Here is a 5,411-nt window from a genome sequence, read left to right as displayed (position 1 = left end):
GTCGTAGACGGTATGACTTTCGATGATATGATGAAGCTGATCGTTGAGAATAACATCGTATGCCCGGATTGTGGCAGCAAGGATTTCACGGATATTCGTCAGTTCAATCTGATGTTCAAAACGTTCCAGGGCGTTACAGAAGCAAGTTCAAACGTCGTTTACCTGCGTCCTGAAACAGCTCAAGGTATTTTTGTTAACTTTAAAAATGTACAGCGCACTATGCGCAAAAAACTGCCATTCGGTATCGGTCAAGTCGGTAAAAGCTTCCGTAACGAAATCACGCCAGGTAACTTTACGTTCCGTACACGTGAATTTGAACAAATGGAGCTTGAGTTCTTCTGCAAACCAGGCGAAGATATGAAGTGGTTCGAGTACTGGAGAAGCTTCTGCCACAACTGGTTATTGTCTTTAGGCGCTAAAGGTGAAAACCTTCGTTTGCGTGACCACAATGAAGATGAATTATCTCATTACAGTAATGCTACAACAGATATTGAGTACAAATTCCCGTTTGGCTGGGGCGAGCTTTGGGGTATTGCGGATCGTACAGATTTCGATTTGAAACAGCACATGGAGCATTCCGGTGAAGATTTCAATTATATCGATCAAGAAACGAATGAGCGTTATGTGCCTTACTGTATCGAGCCATCCCTAGGCGCAGACCGTGTGACGCTGGCGCTTTTGATTGACGCATTCGAAGAGCAAAAGCTGGAAGGTGACGATAGCCGTACCGTGCTTCACTTCCACCCTGCACTAGCTCCAATCAAAGCTGCTATTTTCCCACTTTCCAAGAAATTGAATGAAGGCGCACAAGCTGTGTTTGCTGATCTAGCGAAACATTTCATGGTTGACTATGACGATACAGGTTCTATCGGTAAAAGATACCGTCGTCACGACGAGATCGGTACGCCATTCTGTATCACGTACGATTTCGAGTCGGAGACAGATGGTCAAGTAACGGTTCGTGACCGTGACACAATGGAACAAACGCGGATGCCTATTTCTGAATTGAAAGCATTCATCGAGAATTCGCTTCAGTTTTAATGCAAAGAAGCTGCCCTTAAGGTAGATGAACCTCGTGTCCAGCGAATGCTTGAATGGAGAGGAACTACAGGGCGCTATTTTGCTCAAAACAGGCATTTGAGTGGAGGGAGGGGAACTGTGGTCCGCTATTTCGCCAACATTGGTGTAAATTTAGCCTATTTAGGTGAAATAAGGTCTTGTAGTTCCCGCTCTCAAATAAATCGCCGTATTTATCCTAAATAAGGGAATGGAGTTCCCATATTTAGGCGTGGTTTAAGTGAAAATTAAAGAGGCTTTCCCTCGTCATTTTCATGACGGACAAGGGATAGCCTCTTTTTTATTAAATGACGTAATCAAGAACTTCACTATAAGGCAGATAGCGGTGAACGTCAGTGAGCGGCGGACTATAGACATGAATGGATACGGCGGGCTCATGGAACGGATTGCTAAGCTGATGGATTTGATCTTTCGGAGCCGTAAAATAATCCCCTGTTTTAATAAAATCATCACTATGAACAACGGGGTATCCTTCTGTATCCAATAGGTATTTGGAATTGACGATTTGGCCTTGAACCAAACAGGCAGCGCCTACGGACGCTCCGTGATTATGAATGGCTGTTGCGGCCGAAGCGGGAATATGAATGATAATGACTTCAAGTTCTGTGGTGCTGTAAATAACATTGCGACCATAAGGGAGTTTCACGGGCTCGGTTTTATTTTCAGGTACCTCATGAAACAAACTGTTTAGGGATTGAAGTGCTGATTTTAATTGTTCTAATGAAGGTTCTTGCAACTTACAGAATGTCTGCTCAATTGCTTTTGCTAACATCTTGGTTTCCGCCTCCTAGGCATTGAGTGTCTCTTTATCAATATTAATTAGAGAAACGATAAGTTTTTATTATATTGTATGCTTATGGAGATGGAATGGTTATGGAAATTGGCATAATTTTGAAAACAAAAGGGCTTGCAATCGGTCTACAGACGGGGGGATTTTCATGCTTTCGGGTAATATTCAAGAGCAATGAAGTCTGACACAATGGAGTAGAACAGTATCGCAATAGATAATTGAAGGGAATGAGCGCTCATGAAAATGTATTGCGAGGTTCCTCGATGACGGAGGGAGGGGCGATTCAGATTCGATTTATGCAGGCTAATTTGGCTGTTGTTCACTGCGTTGGAGCGATTAAGCTCAGATGGCAGAGAAAAGCTCCCAAAAACCGAGATTCCATAAATACGAATGTATTGATAAAAGAAAAAGACGGTTGGAAAATCGCAGCATTCCACAACTGCCGCATCCAACCGCCTAACCTTATTCAACGATGGTTTATGAAATAACAAAAGTATTAGACGCGGAATGGAGGCATCTGTCTGCCATCGATATCCGTGAAACCATATTCGGCAGCTAGGGAACCAACCTCATGTAGTAGCCCAGCCTTCAGGTGTACCAAAGGATCTGAGGCTAGCGCAACGACGGCGCGCCCAATATACTCGACGGATTCCGTTGGGTGTAAGTCTTCGATTTTCATGAAGTCAGGATCGCCAGGTTCGAGACCGTAATGCTTGTACACAGCTTCAGTGCGCATCCAACCAGGAGCTAAAGCTAGTGCTGTAACATCTAATTGGTGTGCTTTAAGATTCAGAGACATAACACGGGTCATATTCACAACTGCACGTTTCACCGTGTCATAAAATACATTCACAGGGTAATCGCCGCCAATATCGGAGTAGACCCCTGTGTTAATAATTAAGCCGCGCTTCTGGGCAAGGAAGAAGGTTGACATGGCATAGCGGCTGGACACCATTTGAGCACGTAAGCCGGCGCCGAACATGTTGTCCCAACGTTTCAATGGCTGCTCCCAGAAAGGCGCTAAAAAATCATCCTTTTCAATGTCCTCGTATCCGCCCCAAGCGTTGTTGACTACAAGATCAAGAGAGCCTTGCTCCTGTTTGATCTGGTCGTACAGTTTTGTAACATCCGATTCAATGGTATGATCACAACGAACCGCAATTCCGATGCCACCGCGTGCAGCCAATTCATCCGCTGTATCTTCAATCGTACCTGTTAGATCTGACTGAGTCGACTGTTCCCTTGTACTGCGGCCTGTGACATAAACGGTGGCACCTGCTTCACCAAGCGCTARCGCAATTCCTCTGCCAGCACCTCGGCTTGACCCAGTTACTAGAGCTACCTGACCTTGGAGCTGCTTAAAATTAGTCATCCTTTATGCCTCCTTCATGTCTATCACCAAGTTACTTTGCACTTATAGCTTACCTCATTACCATGACAATTCTTGTCATGGATTATTCTTGCGCAAAAAAGCTCAAACTTGTGAATCTTCATCCAAAGTGCTGTATGCGCGAAGCATACCCTGAAGTTGTTCGCGAATCCATTGAACCATCTCCGAAGGTTCTTCGACAACAGCATCTTCACCCATGCCAAGGAAAAATTTCGAAAAATATAGTAAATTGCTTTGGTGCATATCCGTTGCTAATTCGCCGCTCCCGTCGGCATGTATCGTGACATGCTCATCCTTGCCACTACTTCGTTCGTAAGCTCTGACACCAGCAGGTGTAAGCTTGACGCGGAGATTCATGTGTTCAGAGGAATCTGTCTTTTGGCTCACTCCACCTGATAGCCAATCAAGAATGGTATAATTCTTGAGGTCTTTGCTCGGATGGTTCGGCTCAGCGCGTTCCAAGCTCTGCAAGCGATCTGTGCGAAATAACAGAATGCGGTCTTTTTGAAAACAATAGGATGGAAAGTACCAGTAACCATTCGATGCGTAAATACCGATAGGCTGTACGGTTCGTTCTGTTACACCATCTTTGGATGCATAAGTAATGTGAAGGGGGAGACCATCGATTGAAGCCTCCAATATTTCCTCCAAGTAAGGAGAACTATGCGTGCGAGTAGGTGTCCAAAAGGATACACGGTTCTTAAGAGCATCGATTCTTTTCTTGGTATCCGTCGGAAGATAGTGATAAAACTTACCTAATGCTGAAGTCGATTCTGCAGCAAAAGGTAGCGTTCCATAATACTGGAGCGACTGAAAGGCGAAGAACATCGCTACCGCTTCCTGTTCGGTAAATAGAATAGGCGGGAGCATTCTCTTCTTCAGTAAGCGATATCCGCCATGCGGGCCGAATTCGGTATACAGCGGCATCCCGAGCTCGCTAAGCTCCTGTAAATCACGGTGCATGGTCCGCTCGGAGACGCCGAATTCTAGGGCGAGCTCCTTTGTCGTGAAAGCCATGCGCTCATTAACGGCCATCATAAGCTGGATTAATCGCTGGGTTTTGTTCATGACAGTTCGCTCCTCCTTGGATTCTTAGAGTTAACCAATTGTCTGCATAACCGCTTTCATCGTGCTAACGAAAGCCTCGGCTGCTTTGGAGAGGTATCTGCCTTTGCGGTAGGCGATGACAAGTGTTCGGGTTGGTCTGCCTTCTAAGGCAAGATGAACGGGAGACAGCTCGCTGAAGCTGCGCTTTGATATCAAATACGGCACGAATGCGATGCCCATCCCAGCTGCCACAAGAGACTGGACAGTTTCCATGTTGCTGGATTCGAACACGATATTAGGGACAATCCCAGCGTTTTGACAGAGATCAAGCGTAAGCTTACGGAAACCTTGCCCTTTCTTTAAGGCGATGAATGCTTCTTTTTCCAATTGCGAGATGCTGATCGGTTCTATAGCCTGTGTCAACGGATGACGCGGGGGTACAGCCAGGACGATTTCTTCTTCCAAAAGTGTTTCATAAATTAGCGATTCTTCCCTCAGCGGCAAGGAGAGTAGAGAAATATCGGTTTGGCCATTCATGGTCAATGTCTCCAAGTTCGCTGAAGTTTCTTCAACGAGGGAAATCTCTATATCTGGGTAAGCGGCTTTAAAAACAGGGACAACAAAAGGGAGAATAGTTGATCCCGTTATTGGCATACTGCCGACGACAAGGCGCCCTTTCTTCATCTGAGAGATGTCTTCCATCTCTTTTTTGAGCTGCTCCACCATATCGAGAATCTTTTGTGATTTCTCGACGAATAGAGATCCGGCATGCGTTAGTTCAACGGAGTTTGTGCTGCGCTGGAACAGGAGAACGCCGATTTCTTTCTCAAGCTTGGATAGCTGCTGACTGAGCGAAGGCTGGGCGATATGAAGTTTTTCTGCGGCTCGCGAAAAATTCCGCTCAATGGCGATCTGAATCGCATATTGTAGTTGACGTAATTCCAATGATTGTACAACTCCTATTGTGAATGATAAGGACCATGTTTATTGCTTTTAACTATAAAGAAGACAAACGTGTTTTATTTATCATATATCATGTTCGTATTTTAGCATAACCAATAAATAAAAAGAGGCCGTCACATAAGTAGAATAAATCTACTTGTAGGC

General features: G+C 45.1%; 6 protein-coding genes. 2 read left to right on the top strand and 4 right to left on the bottom strand.

Annotated elements, in window-relative coordinates; all coding sequences use genetic code 11:
* The coding region (locus AC1DUA_RS21755; RefSeq protein WP_477501762.1) for a glycine--tRNA ligase at positions 1 to 1,041 on the top strand (1,041 nt) is incomplete at its 5' end.
* A 319-nt stretch (positions 1,042 to 1,360) separates the two neighbouring features.
* On the opposite strand, the gene AC1DUA_RS21750 is transcribed toward AC1DUA_RS21755, so the two are convergent.
* Entirely contained in the window at positions 1,361 to 1,849 is a 489-nt protein-coding gene (locus AC1DUA_RS21750; protein ID WP_477501761.1) for a cysteine dioxygenase, read from the bottom strand.
* Positions 1,850 to 2,130: 281 nt separating this feature from the next.
* On the opposite strand from AC1DUA_RS21750, the gene AC1DUA_RS21745 reads away from it, so the two are divergent.
* Entirely contained in the window at positions 2,131 to 2,355 is a 225-nt protein-coding gene (locus AC1DUA_RS21745) for a nuclear transport factor 2 family protein (RefSeq protein ID WP_477501760.1), read from the top strand.
* Between the two features lie 8 nt (positions 2,356 to 2,363).
* Here AC1DUA_RS21745 and AC1DUA_RS21740 read toward each other — a convergent pair whose 3' ends face one another.
* The 3 genes from AC1DUA_RS21740 to AC1DUA_RS21730 form a co-directional block, all read right to left on the bottom strand.
* Positions 2,364 to 3,239, bottom strand: coding sequence for an SDR family NAD(P)-dependent oxidoreductase (locus tag AC1DUA_RS21740; protein ID WP_477501759.1), 876 nt, complete (start codon positions 3,237 to 3,239; stop codon positions 2,364 to 2,366).
* 102 nt (positions 3,240 to 3,341) lie between these two features.
* A complete protein-coding gene (locus AC1DUA_RS21735) occupies positions 3,342 to 4,325 on the bottom strand; it encodes a helix-turn-helix transcriptional regulator (RefSeq protein ID WP_477501758.1) in 984 nt (327 codons plus the stop codon).
* Positions 4,326 to 4,355: 30 nt separating this feature from the next.
* Positions 4,356 to 5,249 (bottom strand): LysR family transcriptional regulator, encoded by an 894-nt coding sequence (locus tag AC1DUA_RS21730; protein ID WP_477501757.1) that lies wholly within the window; start codon positions 5,247 to 5,249, stop codon positions 4,356 to 4,358.
* Positions 5,250 to 5,411 lie beyond the last annotated feature (162 nt).

The sequence above is a fragment of the Paenibacillus sp. 01T422 genome (assembly GCF_056398785.1).
Note: the sequence above shows the minus strand (reverse complement) of the source record. Positions and strands in the feature narration are given on the sequence as shown.

Excerpts from the sequence above, each read along its gene's own strand:
- AC1DUA_RS21735 (WP_477501758.1), bottom strand. The coding sequence starts at position 4,325 with ATGAACAAAACCCAGCGATTAATCCAGCTTATGATGGCCGTTAATGAG.
- AC1DUA_RS21745 (WP_477501760.1), top strand. The coding sequence starts at position 2,131 with ATGACGGAGGGAGGGGCGATTCAGATTCGATTTATGCAGGCTAATTTG.
- AC1DUA_RS21750 (WP_477501761.1), bottom strand. The coding sequence starts at position 1,849 with ATGTTAGCAAAAGCAATTGAGCAGACATTCTGTAAGTTGCAAGAACCT.